Below are 21,553 nucleotides of genomic sequence, written 5' to 3' on the forward strand. Positions count from 1 at the left end.
AATGCTAAAAAACTTTTAGTAACGCTTCCGATGCTAGTTTTTTAACGAAGTATTTCAAGAAGCGCTGCTATTTAAAAAACTTTTAGGAGGATATACATGGATTTGTATTTCATACTGCCAACAATCAGTACATCGTTCATAGTCATTAGTGCAGTGTTAGTGGCTATTGGTTGGATCCTTATTATTAAGGGTAAGAGGGAAGCGCATAAGAAAGTGATGATTAGCGGAGCTATAGCGGCGTTGATATTCTTCATCATTTACACATCACGTACCATATTCGTGGGTAATACCGCGTGGGGTGGTCCTGATGATCTTGAAATTTATTATCGTGTATTCTTGATATTCCATATTACCCTGGCAACGGTTGCTGCGGTATTTGGGATTACAACACTTACGCTTGGGTTTAAAGCAAAGTATGCGAAGCATCGTAAATGGGGGAAGGTAACATCCATCATGTGGTTCTTCACAGCGATTACAGGTGTTGCGGTATACACGCTTCTATATCTTCTATATCCAGGTGGACATACGAAACCGATGTTAGATGCTATATTTGGAATGTAGTAACCAAGCGGATTCAAGATCATAGTAACGCAGCAAAGAGATCTGTCAGTTTAACTGAAGATCTCTTTTTTTATGGAAAAAAGTTCAAAATTTATCTTGACGGAAGATTGAGCACACATTATACTGTGTATAAAGATATATACAGTATACACAGAGACATCAGCCATATTGAATTGACCATAATAATGGGAAATGACAATATTCAAAGTGAGGCGGAACGATATGAATATGTTAATAAGAGATGCTTGGGTTATTTTCAAAAGGGATTTAAAAATTGAGAAGTATATACTATTGGTCTCTGTATTATTCATGGGGTATTTGGGGGTAATGGTCGGCGTCCCTATTGAAGATCAGCTGGGAGACCCGAATGAATTATCTCCAGTAAGTGATATCTTCCTGTTAACATTTATGCCGATGTTAGGTTTTTATTTCTCGAAGAAGTCTTTTAAATACCTAACAGAGGACTCTTACACAAAAATGTTGATCTATCTACGTAGCTTGCCGATTCCCCCTAAAGTGATCATGGGCTACAGACACCTTCAAATGTTAATGGCATTTATCATTAATGGTGTGATCTTATTCAGTGTTATGTATGGTATGAGCCATCAGTTGAGATTGGAAATGTCTATAGGTACTTACATATGCTTCGCGTTAACGTGGATTGGATATGCACTGGCTATAACAGGGATATATATTTATTTAGAATTTATGTATAGTGGTACACGATATTTTTGGATGACCATGATGCTCATGGGTACCGCTATTATTGCTGGAATAGTCATTAGGTTACTAGATGGCAATCTGTTGTTATATACCGTTAAAGCAAGCCAAGAGAGGGGGATTCTATCGCCAGTTATGTGGGGTACATTAGGTATTGGAATTCTCTGTTTGTTTGTATTAGGCAAGTTCACACTGAGTAAATTACAAAACAGAGATCTTCTATAATTCAAATCACAAGATAAGTCAGGAATGAGGTGTGAAAGGTGTGGATTCCAATTCAAATTGACGAGAATAGTGCTGAGCCGCTGTATTATCAAATAGAGACTCAACTAAGATCGCTTATCATAAATGGGCAAATCGAGGAAAATACACTTTTACCATCAATCAGGGAATTTGCTAATGGATTGAATTGCAGTGTTATTACGGTTCGGAGAGTCTATCAGGATTTAGAAAATGAAGGTCTGCTCAGAACGAAACAAGGAACAGGAACTTTCGTTGCAAAGGTTGGAGAGTCTAAACGGGAATCTTTTAAACGTGAATCTGTCGAGGATGCTTTAGGCAAGGCTGTAGACACTGGGATTTCGATTCAGTGTAGTGAAGAAGAGATCAAGAGGCTGTTTCTAGATATCGTAACGCGTAAATATCATCCCAAGAATGGGAAGGAGTAATCGTTATATGGAGCAGATGGTCGTTAATATGGTGGGTGTTAAGAAGAAACGACGGAACAAAGTAATAGGACCTCTTGATCTGTCTATCCCACAAGGATATGTCGTTGTCATCGTGGGAGAGAATGGATCTGGCAAAAGTACATTGATGAATATGCTAATGCAGACGGTCATACCAGACGAAGGGGATATCACTTGGTTCGGTCAGTCCTATCCTAAGGGTATTCCACCAGAGGTTAAGCAACAGATCGGGTATGTCTCGGAGAAATCTAACATCGAAGAGGATCATATGACTGCCGAGGAAATTGCTAAATTTCGCTCTTATTGGTATCCGAATTGGGACGACAAGCTGTTCCAGAGGTTAATGAAGGCTTTTAACATTCCTACTAATACGAAGTTAAATAAGATGTCCAAGGGAGAACGAAGAAAGTTAGAAATTACGGTAGCACTGGCACCACGCCCAAAATTGCTTTTGTTAGATGAACCTTCTTCTGGACTTGATCCTTTTGCTTGGAAGAGAATGATTGAAGAGCTTCATGATTATATGGAACAAGGAGATTCTACGATCCTGATGTCTACTCATATTGTAGATGAGATTAAGAGACTTGCTGATTTCATTATACTTGTACATCATGGTCGAATCCTCGGTATGGTTGAGAAAGATAGTCTATTGGATAATTGGAAAGAAGTATGGGTTAAAAGTGATCGTTCAATTCTAGAAGATTTACCTGCAATCGTGTATGCGCAACAGGAGTCTGCGGGTGTGTTACGAATGATTACTACAGAGTGTAAGCAATTAGAGAATCTCTTACATGCCTCAGGCATACAACTAATGAAGACACGAGGGTTGGAGCTTGATGAAATATTAAGTCTATGGATTCAAAGAGATGAGGCTGCCGCAGCGCAGTCGGAGGGGGGAGAATAATATGGAATCTTTAAAGTTGGAGAAGGTAGTTAAGCAATTTGGAGATAAGACCGCAGTTAATGAACTGTCTCTACAAGTGGAGCAGGGGGAGATTTACGGACTCCTTGGGGCAAATGGTGCAGGTAAAACAACGACTATGCGTATGGTATTGGGGCTAATATATCCCGATGGAGGAAGTATACGTTACAATGGTAAACCACATAATGATGAACTTCGGAGAATCATGGGTTATTTGCCTGAAGAGCGAGGTCTGTATCCGAAGATAAAAGTGAGTGATCAGCTTAGCTACTTGGCTCAACTTCGTGGTATGTCGCATAAGGATGCGGATAAGAGCCTTCGCTATTGGTTAGAACGATTCGAGGTTCCTGAGTATTACGATAAACGGATTGAAGAATTATCTAAAGGGAATCAGCAAAAGATTGGGTTCATCGCAGCTGTCGTGCATAAACCTCAGATTCTCATTCTGGATGAGGCATTCAGTGGGTTAGACCCTGTAAATGTAGAGCTATTGAAATCAACCGTTAAGGAATTGCGTGATCAAGGGACAAGTATTCTATTCTCTACCCATCGTATGGAACACGTTGAAGAACTATGCAGACATATAACAATCATGCATCGCTCCAATCCCATTGTTCAGGGGAGTATCAAAGAAATCAAAGGAAGATATCCACGTGAACAAGTTGCGCTGGGAACGACAAGTGAAGTCACTGGATTAGCAGATATCCTAGGTGTAAGTAAAGTGACTGTTCAGGAGCAAGGTGGTTACCTAATCTCCATTACAGAATTATCAGCCGCTCAACGGATCTTACAGACAGCCATGCAGCAAAGTGTTGTAGAGAAGTTCGAGATCAAGGAACCCACACTTAATCAAATCTTTATAAAAGAGGTAGGTGAGTCTCATGAATAAAATGAGTACTGTTATTGGGTTTACTTTTCGCAATAAAGTGAAGACGAAGGCCTTTCTCATAACAACTTTAGTGTTAGCTATTATCATGTCTATTGCTATCAATATCCCTTATTTCATTCAGTTATTTACGGGGGAAGATTTAAAGTCAGGGGAAACGAAGGTAGGTCTCGTATATGCTCAACAGGCAGAAGTAGCTGGAGAACTAGATACGTACTGGAAGGCACAGAACAGTGATGAATTCTCCTTCGTGAAGTATGATACAGCAGATATAGGTGTCTTAAAGAAAGATATGGAAGAGGGCAAAATTGACGGCTATCTACAGTTCTCGGGAGATCAGTCAACGTTATTCCCTGCTGTTATCTATTCTTCTGACGAAGATGATGGATTGGATCCTGTCGTTCAGGCAGATCTTACAGGTGCATTGCAGGCGGTTAAGACACAGTATATCGTGAAGGATTCTCTTACAGCAGAACAAATCGCGGAGCTAAAAACACCTGTGCAGTTTAACACTGAGAACGTAGATCCAAATCACGATAGTGAAGCCGGAACAGAAGCCAGTGCAGAGAAAGATTTCAATCCTATGAATTTCGCTGTAGTCTACATCCTGATCATTCTCTTCTTCTTTACTTCTATGACAACAGGTAACATGATCGCGTCTGAAGTTACAACAGAGAAGAGTTCACGGATCATGGAAATTCTCATTACGAGTGTATCGCCATTAACTCAAATGTTCGGAAAGGTTATTGCCATGTTCTTAGTTGGCCTAACTCAGATCGCTATATTTGTCCTAGTAATCCTAGGGAATCTATTCATGCCACAGAACAAGGAATTACTAGCAGATTTCAATATTGATTTATCGCAAGTCAGTACGGATGTTCTGGTCTATGGATTCATCTTCTATGTCTTGGGATACTTCCTGTATGCAGTATTATTTGCAGCGATTGGCTCGATCGTGAGCCGTACAGAAGACTTAGGTCAGGCAGTCATGCCAATTACGATGTTATCGCTTGCGGCCTTTTACATTGGAACTTTCAGTATAAATGCCCCTGATTCGACCTTGATGAAAGTTGCTTCATTCATACCATTTATATCGCCAACGACCATGATTGTAAGGATTGGTCTAGGAGAAATAGCGGTATGGCAAATATGGGTATCTATACTCATTCTTATGGTTTCCATTTTGGCCTTCGGTTGGTTATCTGCCAAAATCTATCGTACAGGTGTACTTATGTATGGTAAACGTCCGACGATGAAAGAGCTTCGTAAAGCGATGAAGGCTTATAAGATTTAGTCTGAGACAAATATTTAAAACCTTGATGACCAGATGCCTTGGTCTATCAAGGTTTTTTTGTTGGATGGTTATTTAGTGTGGTTACGAGATTAAAAGTACATCTCAGAGCACCATTTGATTTTTGTTTGTCTATTCTTTTCATATATTTTAAGTATTTGATTTAGAACAAAAATCCTTTGAACGATATCCTCAGTAAAAAGGTTTAACTGCCGTTTAAAGTGATCTATTTCACTTTGATAAGGAGTAGGAACCTTTTCATTGTCCTCATATATTTTGAGAAGTTGAAAGTGTAGGTTATATATATCCTCATAAGTCATTGTTAGATTCCCCCTAATGATTAGCGAATAATACTAGTATAACCAATGAGTGATTTGGTCAGACGTGTCCTATTAATGCTCGTTATTTACCATCTTTATAGGTATATCAAGGCTTTTTTTACTCCATTTCTTTATTTGGATTATTTCTGGAACATTTTTAAAATTATTTGTAAGATTATCACATTACATGCGTCTTATTGGTAGGAGGTGGGAGAGTGACAGAGCTTGAGGAGATATATAATAAATATTTTAAGGATGTGTACTTATTTGTATATAGTTTATCTAGAGATAAACATATCGCTGAAGATGTAACATCAGATACATTTTTGAAGGCAATAAAATCAATTGATAGTTTCAAGGGAAATTGTGATATTCGGGTGTGGTTATGTCAAATAGCGAAAAATACATATATATCATATTTGCGAAAAAATAAAAAAACGGTCAATTTTGATACAGTACCTGAACAGAAAAATGATATTGATGTGGAGAAAATATTATATTCATCTGAGGAGGCAACTAAACTTGATGAGATTCTCCACGGCCTTTCTGAACCGTATAAGGAAGTTTTTACACTGCGTATCTTTGGAGAGTTAAGCTTTAAGCAGATTGCTAACTTATTTGGCAAAACAGATAATTGGGCTTGTGTTACTTTCCATAGGGCAAAAAATAAAATTAGAGAGGAAATGAGGGATTATTGATGAAAATAACATGTAATATTATTAGAGATATTTTACCTTTATATATAGAGAATATAGCTAGTGATGACTCATGCGCTATGCTTGAAGAACATATTGATCAGTGTGAGGAGTGTAGGAATTGTCTTGATGAGATGAAGGCCTTTTATAAACTACCTGCAGATATTGATACTTCTCCGTTATTAAAGATAAAATCTACATTACGCAAGAAAAAAATTCAGACAGCCATATTTTCAATAATGCTTACGGTTGTAATTGGTGTTATAGCAATTGCTTTCTTGACTGCACCAGAGTACATTCCGTTTAGTAAGGAAAGTGTATCAATAAATGAAATGGATAATGGATCTGTACTTGCTATATTTGAGGATACAGTGTCTGGATATGATATTAATAGATATCCTACAGAGGACAATACAGGGTATGTTTATCATATAACGACATGGGATAGCATATGGAACAGGAATATTAATAAATCTCGTATAAATAATACTATTTTAAATCCGAATGATGAAAATGTAGCTGCTGTATATTATAACCTAACAGATGGAAATGAAGATATTTTGGTATATGGTAAAGATATCAATCCAAGTGGAGGAATAGTTACCTTACCAAGATTATTCTTATCATATTATTCGCTTATTGCCATGAGTTTAACTGTCATTTGTGGATTAATTATGGCTCTGTTCCGTAGCCATAAAAGGGTGATTAATTTGACCATGAAAATGTTGTTTTTGCCGGTATCCTATCTTTTAGGGCAGTTAATTATTAGAGGATTTTCTACGTCGTCATATACTGCGACACGAGATTTGTATGCCATATTATTAATTGGGTTTCCTTTGTATATTGCTTTTCTTGCGGTTATATCTTTAATAAGAGAGTACAAAATGAAAAAGATATGAGTATAGCTCACTCACTTTACAGCCTTCATCTGAAACGATATAATTCGATGTAATTGGATACTTGTTCAACTGGAGGAGCCTGTCAACCGCGGGCTCCTTTTGCATTTTTTTAAGATATATAGTTAAATGATGATGATTGCCTTGGAACAAGAAAAGGAACAACGAAGTCATTAATGAATACATTATTATTCTGCAAAAATTATATCGCTGAGTTCCCATTAGGGAGCGGGGGAACCAACTGTGAAGATGTAATGTGTGATCGTCTCTTCACTTGGGGTGAATCTCGAAATATTCGAGTAGGGTTACTCTTTGAGCCCGAATCCGTCAGCTAACCTCGTAAGCGTACGGAGAGAAGGAACGTTGAAATTATGCCCCAGATTCTATTGAATGGCACTTCTTTATATTATGAGATACATGGAAATGGTGTACCCATAGTCTTTGTTCATGATCATCTGTCCTCACACCATATGTTTGATCCGCAAGTGGAATACTTTAGTACAAGAGCAAGGGTGATCGTACTAGATTTGAGGGGAAATGGTCAGTCGGGAAAAGTGGATGTTGAAGTTAATCGGATTATTGACACACAATGTGAAGATTTGAGAGAGTTACTAGATATACTAGGCGTTTCGAAGGTGACACTCGTCGGTTGTTCTAGTGGGGGGGTCCTAGCTGGGAGGTTTGCTGATCTCTATCCGGAACGGGTGAGAGCTCTAGTGCTAGTGGATAGCTACTTATCTGGCAAGACGAATAAGCTATGGGAGGTATTTGAGACCTTCAGTTGGCTATCGTATTATTTACCAGCGGAGTTGTTGCTGCGTACACTTAAACTGACCTACCATCATTGGACACCTGCTTATAGGATTATGCGAGAAGACCTACTGAACAAGCGACCAACAGAATTAATCAAACAGCGCATGGCTTTACGACAGATCGATTTGTGTCGTCAATCAGCCCGATATCAGGTGCCTATATTATGCGTGGCTGGCAGTCAGAATGAATGGGGTCTAAAGCATATGAAGAACATAGAAGCTGCGTTTCCCTATGCACAACTCCAGATTGTAGATGATGCCATTTACCCAAGTAATCTATGTCAGCCTCAATTATTTAACCGACTACTCTTGAATTTTTTAATAGATCAACATGTTGTATAGAAGTGTAGATGTTAAAATAAAAGTAATGATTGAAATTATAGAGATGGTGGAGTGATTTTTTTGGAAATAAAAATAGATGACCTAAATGGGCCTTAGTGTTGGATTTCAATATTGTGAACCATTTGCAAATTACGTGGAAGACCCATACAGTGTATTTATGACAAAAGAATTATGAAATTATTATTAATATTGGAGGCATTACAATGAGTCAACGCTATCGAATTACAAGATCACTTCAGGAGAATGGCATTTCAGAACAGACCATATCCTTACACGAGTGTAAACAGTATTTTGCGTCTAAACCGGATTTTGAATATACCCCTGTGTTTACCGTGACAGGAGCTACAAGCATGTCCATTGAAGGGGATTTCTTCATGTGGAGCTACAATGATACTAAGATCCCATTCAGACACTATCAGGGAGATATATATGTTTCCGGCACGAATGAAGCAGTGATTCCCATCATGACGGAAGTTGCAAGCGAATTAAGAGCAGATGTGTTGGGGGAGTAATCTATTTCATTGAAAGACTTTAAATATAGAAGAGGAGCTTACTTCAGCGGAGTAGCTCCTCTTTGTCTTTGTTTATTGATAGGAATAACCACACAACGGTACTCAACGTGTTACAAAATAATTGCAAAATACATAACGAATGGGCTCATCATCAATGGTGTTTACCGATAAAAGATATGTTTGATTTACTTGCGAAGAAGAGAACATTACTATTTAAGCGGCCTTTGTCCACGGTTTGAGAAGAGTGATTGAATACTTCTATCATTAGTTTATTATTGTCGTCGTCTGTGGGATGAGTAGAAAATATCACATTTGTAGGTACGATCAAGTCGTTAAAGGATTCATTTATATTTTGCATTTCATCAATGGGTGTAAGCCTTTCTGAGCTAAGGATTCTTGGATCCGTTAGCTGAACAACGTTTGTTGTTTGGTTATAACTAACTTTAATTCCAAACACTTCGGAGATAAATCGTGCGGGTACCATAAGTGTATCGTCTATGATTACGCTTACCGTATCCAGCTGTTTCGGTTCTCCATCACCATCCCGGCGCTAACGGAATGCAACCCGAAAGTTGAAAATGCACAAATTGAAACGCTAAGTAAAGAGAAATAACGTAGTAACTTCACCTCTTTGACCCTCTTTTCTAATGGGGTTTGGTCAGGTGTCTTCGTTGTAGTTCGTTAATTTTCATGTCGCCTGTAAGTAATAAGACTTTAAAACCAATAAAAGGTTACCTAATTAAAAAGAAGTGACCTCTCTGATATAACGAAAGGCCACCTTTATGTTGATTACTCTGTTTCTAGCTTCTCCAAGAGTCTCTGAAGAGTCACATAGGCTTGTTCATGCGTAATTTGCTGGGAAGGCCCAAACAGTTGATTACTTAGTCCACTCATGAGTCCTAGATTTACGGCTTTATAGACATTCTCTTTGGCCCATGCGCTGATCTTTGCATCATCTTTAAAAGGGTTAGCTACCGCAAGAGTCGCCTTATTAGACTGTTTGATCTTGTTGACTTGTTCATAAATCGTAACTAAGATGGTTGCGGCTTCTTGTCGGGTTAACGTTTTTTGAGGAGAGAAGGTATTTGACGATGTCCCTTTGATTAGGCCTAATTGGTAGGCATAAGCGATTTGTTGTTCTTGTACATCTTTAAAGGGATTGTTTACCGTTCCAGTTTGTTTCCCTAGCACATGCTCGTATACTTTTAACCCGGCTACTGTGAAGGTCTGTCTAGTAATAGGTTGTTGATAATTTCTGTCGTAACGACTGTCGATAATCCCATTGTTCTTAGCTTTCGTGTAATCACTTATCGCCCATGCACTGACTTGCTCCGTAGTGGTTACTTCCTTTATATCATGTACATTTTTGAAAAATGTGGTTTCATAGGAAAGGCTGGTTTCTTGCCCAGAAATATTGTAAATTCCTCGAATATCTACTTTGAACCGATCGTCTTCTTTCCAATCTTTAATATCATTAGGTCTAAAAATAATGCAGTAGGGTATGCCGTAACCTGACGTTTCGACATTAAAGTATTTACCGTTTGTATCGTTATCACTAGAACTGAAATTCCAAGTCTTATTGTCTGAGATTCTTGTGAGAACGACACGGACATTTTTTGTACGCTTATTATCATATTTAGATACATTTAGAGATACGGACCATGGATCCTTGGTAGCAAATACGTCATCTGGGAAGTAGCCAGCAGAAGGCCAACTAATATAATCATAGGTGACTTGATCCTTCGCGCGTGTTTGATCAAAAGCATACATGGAACTAAAAGGCGACTTAGTTTTCTCATCTTTAAATACATAACCGAACATGGTTGTTGTCATAGAAGGATTGATTACCCATCTTCGATGCCCTACGCGATTAATGTTACTTGCTGAATTATCTGACATATAACCGAACAGGACAGTATCATATAATGAAAGACGTCCGTAAGATAGATTACTAGAGCCAGCACCTTTGTAGCCAGCATTAAATAGAGATTGAGTCATACCCTTGGGTTGGGAAGGGGTATGACTCAATCCTCCATTGAGGGCATTTACAAGAGCAGCGGCTTGTTCTTGTTGCTCTAAGCTCCAATTCGGCACAATATCGTCTGGAACTCCTGCTAAATACCTAGCCCAATTCACCGCGTGGATGCCATCTAATATAATATCTTTTTTCAATTTCCCCTCTGCGTAAGGAGCGGTATATTTAGGAAGATTCTCAAATATCGCGTTCGAATTCATATAAGCTGAACTTTGTTTAAGCGGCAAATATTGTTGATACTTCTGAATAATGGTTTCTTTCGTTCTTTGCGTGACACTTTGCTGCACATCTTGCCCATGAACGGTCTCATACTTCATCGTAGAAATCATAAGACCTAAGAACAAAAACGTAAGTATTCTTGATGTTGGTTTCAATTCGTTACCCCTTTTCGTTATCTGTTTCAAATATTGGATATGGTTTTATATCGGTAAAAATTATATTTAAATTAACCTTTGTTCAGTGGACCAAAGATAATCAATAACTTCCACAAAAAAATATTTTCCTAAAATATAACTTTTCATACATCTTATCCATCTAATCTTATAAAGGATAAAAAAAGGGGAGGAACATTCGTGTGCAAATGGAACTAGAGGTAAAGAAAGCCCAGCGCGGAGATAAAGAGGCCTTTATCCGATTATTTAGAAGTATAGAACTAGACCTGTATGGATTGGCTAAGTCCATTGTCAAACGGGATGAGGACTGTGCTGATGTATTTCAGGAGACTACATTGAAGGCATACAAGGCGCTATCCACCCTCAAACAGCCTAAGTTTTTCAAAACATGGGTCATTCGAATTCTGATTAACGAATGCAACCAGTTACTCCGGAAGCAGGAATTAACTGTGGCAGATCCTCAAGAAGTATCTTACTTACCTCCGAGGTACTTCGAGAACTATGATAAGGTCGACCTTCAGGTGGCAGTTGATCACCTGGACGCATCGCTACGAATTGTTATTACCTTGTATTATTATCAGGACATGCCGATTAAGCAAATCGCAAGTATTCTGGAGATTTCCGAAGGTGCCATAAAAACGCGTCTTCATCGAGCACGAGGTATTTTAGCGGAATGGTATCAAAATTCCCTTGAAAGGAAGATGATCTGTGAGCCCATTTAATCTGGATATGGAATTGAAAAGGGGAAATAGGGAGATGCCTCAACAACTCCCTGATCTCATACGAATACGGCAGGATGAAATATACGCATCGTTAGACGATATACCGTTACATACCGTTATGAAGTCAGGTAAACAAAAGGTAGTTCGTAGCACACTTCTTGTTATTTCAGCGGCATTAATTATGGGCATTTGCGTTATTGGAAGTGGATTTGTATCTCCTGCTATGGCAGATTCTCTGAAACAAATACCACTGGTAAGCGGCATATTCAAGCTAGCAGGGGATTTGGGACTGCAAGCCGCCGAGGAAAAGGGTCTGGTCACAAAAGTTAATCTCAGTGATACACATGATGGTGTGACCTTAAGCGTACCTCAAGTGATGTATGATGGAAATCGCGTATCCATTGCTGTTCAACGGGAGGCACAAGGCATAACTAGCTATCTTATAGGAAACTATGTTACTCCAGAGGATATCGTTATCTTTGAGCCTGAAGGCACAAAGGGCACATTGAAAGACACTAACATATCCATAGACGGAAAGACTTATGGTAGTGGATTTAATATGAAAGGCGGCGCTGATCATAATTCTGTTATTATTGATTTTTTATCAAACCAAGGTCCAGATTATTCGCCCCTCCCATCTGAATTTGAATTAACACTAGAGATAACGTTGGAAGGGATTAATACACCGTATATCATTAATATTCCCGTGAAGAATACGTTGAAGAACAGTATCGTGTTGACACCAGATGTGACTAAATCACATGACTATGTAACCATAACTCTGAAAAAGGTGGAACTTAGTCCTGTGGCAACAAGATTAGCATTTGTTCTAGATGGCACTTCTCGAAAAATACCTAAAAAATATACGTATGTTGGTTCCAGCATGTTGTCATTGAGCTACGATGTATATGATGATCAAGGAAATGAATTAAAAGAATTAAGTGGTCAAGGCGGTTACGCATATACAGATCTCTTATATGAGCCGTTAAGCACAACTTCTACCTTTTTCACAATTAAGCCATATACAAACGTATACAAGGATAAAAATGCCGGTGAATTCTTGCTAGATAAGGAGGGTTGGCCAATTAAGGAGTATGTCAAAGAATTAGAAATGAAAATTTATATTGTAGAATGATCAAAGACATCATTATGTTTCATCGGGTCATGATACTAGAATAAACAAAGGCTTCGTAGCGTACTCAAGCTCACGAAGTCTTTGCTTTTGTACTTATTTATTTCCATATAAGATATTCATATTATAGATAACTCTACCATATTGAGGTAGTATGAGAGGGGCAGATACGAAGTATCTAGTAAGAGTAAGTCTATTTTATTTTTCATAGAAAAGGAGACATATAATGAAAGGAATGGCTCAACTATTATTGTGCTCGGCTATTGCTATGAGCGGTATGGCTGCTATGAATTCAACTGTAAGTGAGGCGGCAGCTGCGACTCCTAAGGTTAGTATTATGTTAGACGGATATCCACTTCCATTTCCTGTACAGCCAGCGGTTATCAAGGGGACGACAATGGTGCCTTTTCGGGCTATATCTGAAGCGCTAGGTGTTACAGTGGGATGGAATCAAGCTAAACAGGAGATTACAGCGACTAAGCCAGATGCAGAGGGCACCAAACAAGTCGTACTGACAATGGGAAGCAAGAATGCGAGCGTCAATGGTCAGGTTGTGAAGTTGATAGCTTCTCCACAGACGATCAGCGGAAGTACAATGATTCCATTAAGCTTCTTCAGTAGTCAGTTTGGTGCGATTGTTGCATGGGATCAGGCGACGAAGACGGTATCTATTACATCACCGAAAGAAGATATATATACGATGGGATTTTATGCATTATCCTCTTTTGACGAGCGGTCGATGGTTTCTTCTTTCGATTCTGTTGCATTTGGATGGAGCAGAATTGACAAAGATGGACTGTTTACAACAGAGGGTAAGGAATATAGATGGCCTCAGGCCGCAGGGGCGGTAACACCTGAATCTATTATCCAAGAAACGGACCAGCAGGGGACAACACCATATTTGATGGTTTACTCCGTTGATGGTGGGTTGGAACTTACCAAAAACTTAGAAGACATGGCACTTCAGAATCAGACGATTACGGGTATTGTAGATACCGCCTCTCAGAAGGGGTTTAAAGGAGTAGTCCTTGATTTAGAGGGATTAGGTTGGAGTGGAGATAAAGCGAAAGCACGTGCAGACTACAATGCATTTATTAAGAAGCTAGCCGCGAAGACTTCTCAAGCGGGTCTTAAATTGAGTATTGTCCTTCATCCATTAAATAGTTCTTATACGGGATATGATTATAAAACGCTCAGTAGTCTTGCGGATGACCTGATCATTATGGGATATGCCTTTGAAGATGAGAAAAGTCCAGAGCCACTTGGGAAAGTAGATGAAGCCATTACTTTAGCTTTAAAAGAAGTGGATAAGGACAAGCTGATTCTAGGCATATCTTTAGGTAGTGAGAACGCGCAATCCGTTAATGCCAAGATTGGACTCGCTAAGCGGTATGATCTCAAGGGAATTGCAATCTGGCGGATTGGCATTATAGGACAAGCTGCTTGGAATGAAATGAAGACATCCGTGGAGTTGTAGTGGATTGGTGTGAAGATTATAAGTAGATAAAATAAAAAGTCCCGATAGATCACATCCGATCTAACGGGACTTTATTGTATTGTTGAGATGATTTCCTTGTTAGAGAGGAATTTATTGGGGTCTTATTTGTACGGAAATATATTAATAATGGGTACTTTTTGTTTACAAATAAACCCATTCTACAGTATAAAAACATAACAATACCTACATTTTTTACCATCTTATTCCGATATGAATATATATATATTTCATTCATTCAGGATGAATTATCGTAGATTCTGTAGAGAGAGGGAGTAGAAAAGGTTATGTTTAAAGTTGTGGAAACCGAATTGGATTTAGCTCGCTTTAATAGTATTTGGACTACCGTTTGGCTTGAGAAGGGGTTTGAGCTTGAGTTCTCCGAGCAGGTGCTAGAAAGATTTGTGGTTATTTCGAAGGAAGGGAACTATGTGGGTACGTCGGAAATTAAACCTTATAATATCCGCGAAGGTATAATCAATCAGTCTGCACCTTTTGCCGATCATCCGAAAATTAGTCAGGCAGAAGAGGGTACCGTGGCTGAAATTGATAAGATTGCGGTGCTTAATCAATATCGAGGACATTTTATTGATGATCTTCTAGCAGGTTCTGTTCTTTATGGCGAGAGAAAGAAAATAAAATATTATGTGGCGATGATGGAGCCTATATTTTTGCGAGCCCTCCGTATTTCGTTCCAAGTACCCTTCGAGAAGGTTGGAGATAAAGTATTTTATAAGGGTGATTATGTTGTCCCCGTTATTATCGATATAGAGGAGATGTACACTAATAAAGAAGAGTATTCATGGATTAAAAATTATTCACAGAGATTGGAGGATATGCGGCTAACAACTAGATAAGTTAATTTAACATTAAGCTGAAGGTAGGGATATTTTATGGAAAGAGTGATCATTTCAGAACTTGATAAACGTAATCGCTTGTTTATTAAAATTTTATGGGGAATGTTAGCGCTTGGTATCGTGACGGATCTCGCAATCGGGCTTGATATTCAAATGATTCTAATGCTTGCAGTTTTGGGGGGAGTTGCCTGTGCTGGGGCAACTTTTTTGACCTATCGTCAAATTGGGGCATCATACATAAAATATTTTGTAGCGAGTATAATCACCTTAATCGTACTCTTTTTAATTATCTCAGATCCCAATCCTATTATTAGTACATATTTCTTAGTCTATGTTAATTTAGCAATGATGACGTTATATCAAGATCATAAGCCAATTATCTTCACGGGTATTCTAGGTGCAGCTGTAAGTACATATCTCTTCTTAGAACCTTCATTACGAGAGCAGTTGTTTCCAGGTGAATCCTTAGTCTATATCTATTTGTATCTTGCTTTTGCTACGGCGGCTCTTGCCTTCTCAGCTAAATTCAGTCAAAAGTTGCAACGTCAGGTGCTCAAAGAACAAGAGGATACGCTTGTAGCTAAGAATACGGCGGATGCGTTACTTGATAAGCTAAAAGGTTCTATCCTAATGTTGAATGAGTTCAGTGAGAGACAACAAGAGAACGTTCGTGTTACAGGGGATATTTCGAAAGAGGTCACGGTAACCTTCTCAGAGATGGCAATAGCCATTGAGAAACAGACGGGCAATGTCATGAATATTAGTGAGACGACGCAGATCATTAAAGATAATGTGAAAGAATTGATGGATGGAACAACCCAGTTGCAACAGTACTCTGAAGATAATGCCGCATTGTCGGAGCAGAGTAGTACACAGATGGAAGTCTTATCATCAGAAGTTGAAAGTGTAAGAGGAATTATCGATCATACTGTGGAGATCATGAAGGTTCTGAATAAGGAGAATGAACGGATCAGCACGATTGTTGGATCCATCAGTGGGATTTCGGAGCAGACGAATCTACTAGCACTTAATGCAGCGATTGAAGCTGCACGTGCAGGTGAACATGGTAAAGGATTCGCGGTTGTGTCGGGTGAAGTTCGTAAGCTAGCTGATAGTTCCCGCAATGCTGCAAATGAAATTGAAGAGATTCTATCTGGAATACGTAAACAGATCAACGCGGTTGATGATCAGGTGCAGCGTGGACAGGAGGGCGTAATAGCGAGCAGTGAGGTGTCGCGAGAGGTTCGCCAACTCATTCAGCGTATCCATGAGAACACGGATCGAGTGAAGATCCATTCCGACATTGCTAGCGATTCTGCGAACCGTCTTCATATACAGCAGAGTGGAATATCTGATGATATGACGAATATTGCTTCAACAACGGAGCAGAACATGGCAGCTGTGCAAGAAATGTATGGAAGTATGGAGACACAAGATCATAAAATAAATACGATTGTTGAAGATTACGGGAAGCTGGATCAACTGATATCCGAATTGAAGCATCTCGTCTCTAAGCATTAGAACATGAAAGAGGATTTGGACCACAGCGATTGGAGAAACGGTCCGTCCGCGGAGGTCCTTTCAGAACATCTAACTTTCTCCTATAAAAAACTAATGGGGTGCCCCTAGTCATTTTTGACTTATGGGACAGCCCCTTTTTAATGCCATGTATAGTTTATAGCATAAATAGTAAGATGAATGCACTCAATAGGAAGCAATACCAAGAGAAATACTTCAGTTGACCGCGTTCCATAATTCCCATGAACCACTTCATGGAGAAGTAGGAAGTCACTAACGAGCAGATGAAAGCTAGTAAGTAGGGTAGAGCTAACGTCCCTATTTCTGGATCATGAATAAGATTGGATCCTTCGAGAATCATACTGCCTATACTGATAGGAATGTAGAGGAAGAATGAGAACTTAAGGGCAGTCGATTGCTTGAGTCCCAGTCCCATCCCCGCCACAATGGTAGAACCGGACCGACTAATGCCAGGAATTAAGGCAATCACTTGAGCAAATCCAATAATGATAGCATCTTTAAGTCGGAGCCCGGCCTCATTCTTTCGTCCACGTAGATTACGGATTAACCAAAGTGCAATACCTGTAATCATGAGGGAGATCGCAATGGTCAGCATCCCTTTGAAGACATCAGAGATCAGGTCATTGAACAGGAATCCAATCAATCCCGCAGGGATAGTGGCAATGATAAGATATAGAATGAAGTGGAAATCCTTTTTGAATTGTTCTTCTTTCTTGGTGACGTATAACCAGGCGTGTTTAATTAACTCTATTAAATCATTCTTATAGATAAGTAGTATGGCTAACAAGGAAGCAAAGTTGACGAGAACCTCAAACCCTAGACCTTCAATTTCTAATCCGAAAAGATGTTGCACAATAATGACATGAGCACTGGAGGAAACAGGAATAGGTTCGGTTATACCTTGTACCAGGCCCAAGAAGGCATACTTCAGTAACGTGAAGATATCATTCATAATTTGTTAAAGCACCTCATTTATGTAGATTGTTGAAGAAGCATTCCGCTGACATATGGATGGGAGAATATAATGGCTATTGAGTAGATCATATGAACTTATCATAAAATGAATATGTAATTGTGTCAAAAATAGCCCTATTGGTCGCGATAAACTCTCCGGATTGGTGACTTGATCTGTAGGGTTCTTTTTTTCGTGAAATATAATGATATACGTATCCAAGTGAGTTCTGAATCAGTAGAATATGAATTAAATTAGAAGTGAACAAACGAGATTAACACATGATCTACTATTGAAAGCGCTATATAAAGTAACGACGATATGATGTAATATACCTAATTGCATCCTAAACACCTATACAGGAGGGATATGTTTGAACGATCTGTGTAAAGTACTGATTGTAGATGATGAATATTTAGTAAGACAGGGAATCAAACATCTTCTGAATTGGGAATCAGAAGGGTTCCAAATGGTAGGAGAAGCAGGCAATGGTAAGGAAGCACTGGAAATGGTGAGCTTGTTGAAGCCTCACATTGTCATTACTGATATCGTTATGCCTGTGATGGATGGAGAAGAATTCGTTCGGAAGTTAAAGTCTGCATTTCCTGATATCGAAATTATAGTGCTAAGTAGCTTTAGTGAATTTGAGTATGTTAAATCTACCTTTCAGAATGGTGTAGCTGACTATGTATTGAAGCCTACGCTTGAAACGGAGGGATTACTTCATGTGCTTAGAGCCACTGCTGATAAAATACCATCTATGAATGGAAGAAATCTGTCTTCCGGTAGCTTCAGTCCTTCCCTAGACAGCATGATAGATAAGCTTATCTCTGGTTATGAGACGGATATTGATGCAAGTATCATTCATGACACATTGCCCTGGGACAGCTTTTGCTTGTGTGGATGTTCGTTGAAATATATACCCCACCAGGATCAGAATGAGCTTTCTTTCGTTAAGTCTAATTTACTAAAGGAAGTAGCTCGCTATATATCTTCAAATAATGTGTGTTATCAGCTGATTGAAACGGAACCTACCATGTTTATTGTGTTGTTCAACTTCGGGCAATCGGGATTGGCACATGTCGCAGAAAGGGTAAGAGCCATGATAACAGCAATAGATCAGCAAGATTCAGAAGTGTGCTGGGTTATTGGAGATGAGTTCCGAGATATCAATCAATTAGGGAACATATACCGTGAATCCTTCTTGAAAATGATGGATTATGCATTCTTTTTACCAGATCGGGCACTTATTATCGGAAGTGAGTTACCTAGTATTCCAAAGATAGATATCAAGTTTAGTATGAATCATTTCACGGATGAGCTGAAGCGCAAGCATACAGATATAGCTTTTAAATATTTGCAGGAGCATGTTGAGGTACTGGCAGGTCAGTATAAGAACGATGTGTTCGAGTTCAAGTCATTTCTGAGTAATATTATTTTTGTGATTATCACGTTACTAGATAGTACGAAGATAGACACGGCGCTTCTGGAAGAGGAGAAATATAGTTATTTCAAAAAGATGGATGAAGCAAAATATGCGAGAGATGCGGTTGCATTGTTACAGTCCTTTCTAGACAAAGTGACGCTTATGGTCGTATCGGCAGATCTTAAAGATAAAGATAGCCATCGGCTACAGCAGCTACTTGATTACATGCATGAGAACTATGCGGAACAGCTAACTCTGGCGGAGTTATCTAAGCATTTCCATTTCAATATGTCTTATTTATCGAGTTACTTCTCAGCGCATATGAAGGAAGGTTTCAGTGAATATATAAACAGAATTCGAATTGAAAAAGCGATAGAACTATTAAATGACGGTACCATCACTATTTCTGAAATTAGTGGTAGAGTAGGCTATTCCGATCACAGTTACTTTTGTAAAGTATTCAAGAAGTTTACCGGGGATTCTCCAAGTGCTTATCGTCGCAAAAAATATAAGAAGCAAGAGAAGTGAAATCCATGAGGATTATATTAGATAGAATTAAAAACGTAAAGCTGTTTACCAAAATGTTCATGATCATGGTTGTCAGCATTATTGCTGTCGCTATAGCGATATCATGGACCATCATCCATATGTCGACGGAGTTGTTTATGCAGACATTTAGCATTACGAATACGAAAGTGCTTAATCAGATTAAGACGGGATTTGAATCCTACCATGATTCTGTCGTAACGGTAGTGACTAACGCGAATCAGAGCGGGGCGATGAAGAACTTCTTAACGGAAGGCAATACGAATTCCATAAGCACAGCGAAGTCGTATTTCAGCATGACAGAACAGATGAAGAAACTTCAATCTAATTTGGAAGCATATGAGGTTGGAATCACGATTACAGGAGTGAACGGTCGAGTGTACTCAACCGATCGCTCTTATTTGCCGATGGATGATAAAGAGCTGAAGCGGCATCCACTTACATTAAATAGTCATAAAGAACCTAAGCGATTGATGTATCAAGATTACAAACAGTTGAATGGTAAGGGAGAGCAAATCATTGTTGCATCCAAGGCATTATTGGATCGGTCAACAGGTTACATCTATGGAACGATATATATTGCTATGAAGGAACGAGACTTCGGTCAAGTATTTGATAGTTTTACGAGCAATGGGAATGACGTGTTCATCCTTAATAAGGATGGCGTTATTGTATCAAGCAATCGAGAAGATCGGATTGGATATCAGAGTAAGGAACTGTTGAAATATGCAGAGAAATTGGCTAAAGATCCATCAGATTACATCAATATAAGTGTACAGGGCAAGGACAGTATTGTGATATCAGATAATCTCCCCACGTATGACTTCTATATTGTGAATGCTATTGATAAAGAAATGGCTCTTGGGCAAATGATTGATGTGAGGACATTAACGTTGATTTGTATTGTTATTGTAAGCATGGCATTACTGATCGTATTTCTCATGACTAGACAGATTAGTAAATCACTAACGACACTTGTTCAACAGATGAGTAATGTGACGCGCAATGAATTTGGTAATCATATTACCGTGACCGGGGGGTATGAAATAAGAGAACTCGGTCAGGCTTTTAACTATATGCTTGATGAACTACATGAGTACGTGGACAAGCTGGTGGAGACGCAAAAAGGGCAACGGAATGCAGAATTGGCAGCTTTGCAAAGGCAGATTAACCCCCATTTTCTGTACAATACGTTAGCATCCGTCAAAACATTAGTACAACAAGGGAGTAAGGGGAAAGCGACGGAAACCATTCATTCATTAATATCAGTGCTCCAAAATACGATCAGCAATGTTAATGAGACGATTACGGTGGAGCAAGAGCTCGAAATATTGAAACACTATGTGTTTATTAATCATGCTCGTTATGGAGACCGGATTAAGGTGAGCTACTTCGTTGCACCCTTGAGTATGGATTATCACGTTCCGAAGCTGATTATCCAGCCTTTTATCGAGAATGCATTCTTCCATGGATTTAACATAAAACCTAGCGGCTACATTCATGTATTAGTGTCCAATGATACACAGGCTCTTTATTGTGAGGTAGTGGATAGTGGGGATGGGATCAAGGATCTTCCTCCTGAGAATAGTCTTGTTCATTCAAAGCGCAGTCGACAACTATTTAGTGGGATAGGAATCAGGAATGTTCATGATCGGATTAGGCTGTTATATGGAGAAGAGTATGGAGTCACCATTGTCAGTGAAACTGGAGAAGGAACAAGGGTGAAAATGAAGTTACCGTTGATCAAAATATAAAAAAAGTATTAGAAACCAAAGATAATACAAATCATCTAGGAAAGCGGTTACAATGTGACG

The 21,553-nt window shown here is 39.0% G+C and carries 19 protein-coding genes, 2 pseudogenes and 1 riboswitch; of the genes and pseudogenes, 18 read left to right on the top strand and 3 right to left on the bottom strand.

Annotation, left to right across the window (positions count from 1 at the left end; all coding sequences use genetic code 11):
* Window positions 1–96 precede the first annotated feature (96 nt).
* From AC1D7X_RS06205 to AC1D7X_RS06255, 11 genes and pseudogenes are all read left to right on the top strand, one after another.
* Complete coding sequence (locus tag AC1D7X_RS06205) at window positions 97–561, top strand: DUF420 domain-containing protein (protein WP_495455918.1); 465 nt, start codon at window positions 97–99, stop codon at window positions 559–561.
* Window positions 562–783: 222 nt separating this feature from the next.
* Window positions 784–1,506 (top strand): hypothetical protein, encoded by a 723-nt coding sequence (locus tag AC1D7X_RS06210; RefSeq protein ID WP_495474858.1) that lies wholly within the window; start codon window positions 784–786, stop codon window positions 1,504–1,506.
* Between the two features lie 38 nt (window positions 1,507–1,544).
* Window positions 1,545–1,949, top strand: coding sequence for a GntR family transcriptional regulator (locus tag AC1D7X_RS06215; RefSeq protein WP_495474859.1), 405 nt, complete (start codon window positions 1,545–1,547; stop codon window positions 1,947–1,949).
* A gap of 7 nt (window positions 1,950–1,956) precedes the next feature.
* The gene (locus tag AC1D7X_RS06220; protein ID WP_495474860.1) at window positions 1,957–2,871 is read left to right on the top strand and encodes an ABC transporter ATP-binding protein; all 915 of its coding nucleotides are present in this window, start codon (window positions 1,957–1,959) and stop codon (window positions 2,869–2,871) included.
* 1 nt (window position 2,872) lies between these two features.
* The gene (locus AC1D7X_RS06225) at window positions 2,873–3,778 is read left to right on the top strand and encodes an ABC transporter ATP-binding protein (protein ID WP_495474861.1); all 906 of its coding nucleotides are present in this window, start codon (window positions 2,873–2,875) and stop codon (window positions 3,776–3,778) included.
* Window positions 3,771–5,069, top strand: a complete 1,299-nt coding sequence (locus AC1D7X_RS06230; protein WP_495474862.1) for an ABC transporter permease — start codon at window positions 3,771–3,773, stop codon at window positions 5,067–5,069. The genes AC1D7X_RS06225 and AC1D7X_RS06230 overlap by 8 nt, the downstream gene beginning before the upstream one ends.
* A 532-nt stretch (window positions 5,070–5,601) precedes the next feature.
* Entirely contained in the window at window positions 5,602–6,084 is a 483-nt protein-coding gene (locus AC1D7X_RS06235) for an RNA polymerase sigma factor (RefSeq protein WP_495474863.1), read from the top strand.
* The gene (locus AC1D7X_RS06240) at window positions 6,084–6,980 is read left to right on the top strand and encodes a zf-HC2 domain-containing protein (protein WP_495455925.1); all 897 of its coding nucleotides are present in this window, start codon (window positions 6,084–6,086) and stop codon (window positions 6,978–6,980) included. Before AC1D7X_RS06235 ends, AC1D7X_RS06240 begins: the two co-directional genes overlap by 1 nt.
* Before the next feature lie 195 nt (window positions 6,981–7,175).
* Window positions 7,176–7,337, top strand: a riboswitch (cyclic di-AMP (ydaO/yuaA leader).
* An 11-nt stretch (window positions 7,338–7,348) separates the two neighbouring features.
* Entirely contained in the window at window positions 7,349–8,131 is a 783-nt protein-coding gene (locus AC1D7X_RS06245; protein ID WP_495455926.1) for an alpha/beta fold hydrolase, read from the top strand.
* Between the two features lie 94 nt (window positions 8,132–8,225).
* Window positions 8,226–8,306: pseudogene (locus AC1D7X_RS06250) on the top strand (GNAT family N-acetyltransferase); the annotation flags it as partial.
* Window positions 8,307–8,334: 28 nt separating this feature from the next.
* Complete coding sequence (locus tag AC1D7X_RS06255) at window positions 8,335–8,643, top strand: hypothetical protein (RefSeq protein ID WP_495455927.1); 309 nt, start codon at window positions 8,335–8,337, stop codon at window positions 8,641–8,643.
* A 151-nt stretch (window positions 8,644–8,794) separates the two neighbouring features.
* Here AC1D7X_RS06255 and AC1D7X_RS06260 read toward each other — a convergent pair.
* Both AC1D7X_RS06260 and AC1D7X_RS06265 read right to left on the bottom strand, forming a co-directional pair.
* Window positions 8,795–9,169 (bottom strand): annotated as a pseudogene (locus AC1D7X_RS06260) (stalk domain-containing protein); the annotation flags it as partial.
* Between the two features lie 263 nt (window positions 9,170–9,432).
* The gene (locus AC1D7X_RS06265) at window positions 9,433–11,052 is read right to left on the bottom strand and encodes an S-layer homology domain-containing protein (RefSeq protein ID WP_495474864.1); all 1,620 of its coding nucleotides are present in this window, start codon (window positions 11,050–11,052) and stop codon (window positions 9,433–9,435) included.
* A gap of 206 nt (window positions 11,053–11,258) precedes the next feature.
* On the opposite strand from AC1D7X_RS06265, the gene AC1D7X_RS06270 reads away from it, so the two are divergent.
* From AC1D7X_RS06270 to AC1D7X_RS06290, 5 genes are all read left to right on the top strand, one after another.
* Window positions 11,259–11,792 (top strand): sigma-70 family RNA polymerase sigma factor, encoded by a 534-nt coding sequence (locus tag AC1D7X_RS06270; RefSeq protein WP_495456068.1) that lies wholly within the window; start codon window positions 11,259–11,261, stop codon window positions 11,790–11,792.
* 34 nt (window positions 11,793–11,826) lie between these two features.
* Complete coding sequence (locus AC1D7X_RS06275; RefSeq protein ID WP_495455929.1) at window positions 11,827–12,927, top strand: DUF4179 domain-containing protein; 1,101 nt, start codon at window positions 11,827–11,829, stop codon at window positions 12,925–12,927.
* Between the two features lie 223 nt (window positions 12,928–13,150).
* A complete protein-coding gene (locus AC1D7X_RS06280) occupies window positions 13,151–14,401 on the top strand; it encodes a stalk domain-containing protein (RefSeq protein ID WP_495474865.1) in 1,251 nt (416 codons plus the stop codon).
* 305 nt (window positions 14,402–14,706) lie between these two features.
* Window positions 14,707–15,276 (top strand): GNAT family N-acetyltransferase, encoded by a 570-nt coding sequence (locus tag AC1D7X_RS06285; protein ID WP_495455931.1) that lies wholly within the window; start codon window positions 14,707–14,709, stop codon window positions 15,274–15,276.
* 36 nt (window positions 15,277–15,312) lie between these two features.
* Window positions 15,313–16,797: a methyl-accepting chemotaxis protein gene (locus tag AC1D7X_RS06290; RefSeq protein WP_495474866.1), complete on the top strand. Its 1,485-nt coding sequence runs from the start codon at window positions 15,313–15,315 to the stop codon at window positions 16,795–16,797.
* A 154-nt stretch (window positions 16,798–16,951) separates the two neighbouring features.
* On the opposite strand, the gene AC1D7X_RS06295 is transcribed toward AC1D7X_RS06290, so the two are convergent.
* Window positions 16,952–17,767 (bottom strand): undecaprenyl-diphosphate phosphatase, encoded by an 816-nt coding sequence (locus AC1D7X_RS06295; protein WP_495455933.1) that lies wholly within the window; start codon window positions 17,765–17,767, stop codon window positions 16,952–16,954.
* A 373-nt stretch (window positions 17,768–18,140) separates the two neighbouring features.
* On the opposite strand from AC1D7X_RS06295, the gene AC1D7X_RS06300 reads away from it, so the two are divergent.
* Window positions 18,141–19,721 (top strand): response regulator transcription factor, encoded by a 1,581-nt coding sequence (locus AC1D7X_RS06300; RefSeq protein WP_495474867.1) that lies wholly within the window; start codon window positions 18,141–18,143, stop codon window positions 19,719–19,721.
* 5 nt (window positions 19,722–19,726) lie between these two features.
* On the top strand, window positions 19,727–21,493 hold the full coding sequence (locus AC1D7X_RS06305) for a cache domain-containing sensor histidine kinase (protein WP_495455935.1): 1,767 nt from the start codon (window positions 19,727–19,729) through the stop codon (window positions 21,491–21,493).
* Window positions 21,494–21,553: the final 60 nt, after the last annotated feature.

Source organism: Paenibacillus sp. Y568, from assembly GCF_059445545.1.